The sequence below is a fragment of the Hoeflea sp. genome (genome assembly GCF_039975035.1).
Lineage (GTDB): Bacteria > Pseudomonadota > Alphaproteobacteria > Rhizobiales > Rhizobiaceae > Hoeflea.
The window spans coordinates 1-3067 of record NZ_JBDWHW010000039.1 but is presented as its reverse complement, the minus strand read 5'-3'; the positions used below and the strand labels follow the sequence as shown (position 1 = coordinate 3067).

2 protein-coding genes are annotated in these 3067 nt (G+C 64.6%); one reads left to right on the top strand and one right to left on the bottom strand.

The features are described 5' to 3' along the window. Positions 1 to 60: 60 nt before the first annotated feature. Positions 61 to 1470, bottom strand: coding sequence for a CoA transferase (locus tag ABJN75_RS02895; protein WP_348436679.1), 1410 nt, complete (start codon positions 1468 to 1470; stop codon positions 61 to 63). Between the two features lie 109 nt (positions 1471 to 1579). Between ABJN75_RS02895 and ABJN75_RS02890 the strand changes: the two genes are divergently transcribed. After that, positions 1580 to 2758, top strand: a complete 1179-nt coding sequence (locus ABJN75_RS02890) for a citrate synthase family protein (protein WP_348436677.1) — start codon at positions 1580 to 1582, stop codon at positions 2756 to 2758. Positions 2759 to 3067: the final 309 nt, after the last annotated feature.

The following is a 3067-nucleotide window of genomic DNA, read 5'->3' as shown; positions in this document are numbered from 1 at the left end:
CCGATGGGCACAGAATTGCCCATCGGGAGTTGCGTGTCGATGTCAAAGCGCCGGCAAACATCACCACGCGGCAGGCGATGTTCCAAGCTTTCCAGCCGGCCGGTCCCAGGCCATTGCGGTGTCGCCCACCGTCACCGGTGGACGCAGTCTGCGGGCATTGCCCCAATCGGTTGGCTCCATCTCATCAGCATAGTCGGCCTGCGCCGGCTTGCCGATTTGAACCGCAACCGGCCGCTGCCGATGCTCCGTCAAAAGCCCGCCGACCCGCGCCAGCGATGTCCGCCATCGCGATCCTATGGCATGGGTATGACGCATGGTCAGCCCGCGCAGTGCCGCCGCGGCCAGCAGGTAGCCGGCGCCGTGGTCGAGCGCCTGTACCGGCAATGGTATCGGTCGGTCAGCCGCAGCCTGCGCCATCCCCGCTTCGGCAATGCCGGAGCTCATCTGCACCAGGCTGTCAAAGCCGCGCCGGGTCGCCCAGGGCCCGGTCCAGCCATAAGCGTCAAGCGAAACATCGATCAGTCCGGGATTGAGGCCGGCGCGGACATCCGCACCAAACCCCAAACTTTCCAGCGCATCCGAGCGGTAGCCATGCACCAGCACATCGGCCTGGGCCAACAGCATCTTCAGCCGTTCCCGGTCATCCCCATCCTTCAGATCCAGCCACGCACAGCGTTTGCCCGGCGTGACTTCGGGGATCACTGCGCCCTCATCCCAACCCGGCGGGTCGATGCGCAACACATCCGCACCAAATCCTGACAGAAACCGGGTCGCCACCGGCCCTGCCAGCACCCGCGTCAGGTCCAGAACCCTGATCCCGGTCAACGGGCGCAGGATCTCGAACTCCGTTGCAAAGCGTGGTGCGCCCCCGCCCTGATCCACCCGCATCAGCGGCTCGGCCAGAACCGCACGGCCTTGCGGGTGTCGCGCCCATTCCCGCTCGCTGCGCATCGCCGCCGCGCAGCCGCCGGCGCTGACAACAGCCGCTTCCAGATCGTCAGCGCGCCACAGCCCCACCGCCGCAGCCACCGCATCGCGGTCAGGTCCGGTTTCCAGCACCGCCAACGCCGCCTCGCGATGGTGTCTCGCGTTGGTGTGCAGCCGGATCCAGCCGTCGGCAGTAGCGTAATCTCCCGCAACCGCATCCCACACCGACGGCAATTCCCAGTCTCGCGGCGCAATTGAAAACCCGAACCACAACGACGCCAGCCGCCGGTCAATCCGGACATCCGGACCTGTTCCCGACCGGGCAGCGATCCATTCAGCCAGCGCCAGACCCGAAGTGGCGATCACAGCGGCGGCGAAATCGCTCACCGCGTAGACCGATTGCAGCGAGCCTTCTCCGCTCACCAGAACGTTTTCGGCCTGTTCCGGTTTCCCTCCGAGGGCGCTCCACAACCGGGACAGCATGATGCGGTCAACCGTCTCCCCGCTGGCCTGGGTGGCGTCGCTGTTCTGATCATGCCTCATCGCAAAGCTCCTTTCCAACGGACCGGATCAAACGGTCAGGGCTTCACACAAACGTCAAATTCGAATATCGTCAATATTGATCATATAAATCAACCATAAGGGCGTCAAAATGGCGAATTACATCGACGCGAGCGAAGCCGCCCGCCGCCTCGGCGTCTCCCGGCAAAGCCTTTACGCCTATGTCAGTCGCGGCCTGATCAAGGCGGTCCCCGCTGACGATCCGCGCCAGAGCCGCTATCTCGCAGCCGCCGTCGATCAGCTGGCGCAAACCCGGCGGCGCGGCCGCAAACCGAGGGAAATCGCCAGGGCGACGCTGGACTGGGGCATGCCGGTGCTCGAATCCGGCCTGACGCTGATCGAGGACGGGCGGTGTTATTATCGCGGCCAGGACGCGGTGCAGCTCTCGCACACCGCCTCGCTCGAAGAGGTCGCCGCCCTGCTCTGGAAGATCCCGGTCAAGGCCGCGTTCCCGCGCCGCGCGCCGATGAAGCTCAAGGCCTATGACAGCCTGACGGGTCAGGCCGGATCCACGCCGGCAAGCGAGACGCTTCTGCCGCTGTTCGCGGTCGCCGCGCGCGACGATGCGACATCGGCATGGCGCACCGACACGGACGGTCTCGCTCGCGGCTGCGGCGATCTGGTGCGCCTATTGACAGCCGCAGCCCTCAGACAAGCCCCGAAATCGGCCCCGGTTCACGAACAGCTGGCGTCTGCATGGCGGATTGACGCCGCGCGCGCCACGCTGATCCGTCAGGCTCTGGTTCTGTGCGCCGATCATGAGCTGAACGCCTCGAGTTTCACCGCCAGATGCGTCGCCTCCACCGGCGCTTCGCTCAAGGCATGCATTATTGCCGCACTCGCGGCACTCAGCGGGGTCAAACATGGCGCGGTGACCACCCGCGTCGAACGTCTGTGGGATGCCCTCGATCCACTGGATCCCGGCAAGGGTCTCAGGCAGCGGCTGAAAGCCGGGGAAGACATCCCCGGATTCGGCCATCCGCTCTATCCCGACGGCGATATCCGCGCCAGGGCGCTGCTGGCCACGATCCTGCCTGCGTTTGAGCCAGCAGCCCGGTTCGCCGGAGAGGTCAAACAGTTGACCGGCGAAGACCCCTCCATCGATTTCGCGCTCGTCGCCCTGCGCCGCTATCTGGCATTGCCCGAAGGCTCGGCTTTCCTGCTGTTCGCCATCGGCCGTTCGACCGGCTGGATCGCCCACGGACTCGAGCAACGCACCACCAACCAGCTCATCCGGCCACGCGCGCTTTACACCGGGGAGCGTCCCTGAATGGGGAATTGATTTTCTCTTGAAGCCTTGAGCAACAATGGCATTCAGACGAAACAGATCGTCCATCGCAGACAGTCGGGGTCCTAGAGCACCGTACGATTAATACGACGCATTCTGTTGGCTCAAACCTGCTGCTCCACAAGAAGGACGGCGCAGAGCGATGCGGGCCCATCTCTCAAGCCGCCCGACGCAGTGGGTAGCAGGTTTCAGCCAACCCGAAGGGCCGCATGCCTTCAAGTCCTGAGAAGGATTTTCGTCTTGAACGTACCCGCCAGGTATGCCCTTCGACGAAAATCCTTCTCAGCCCAT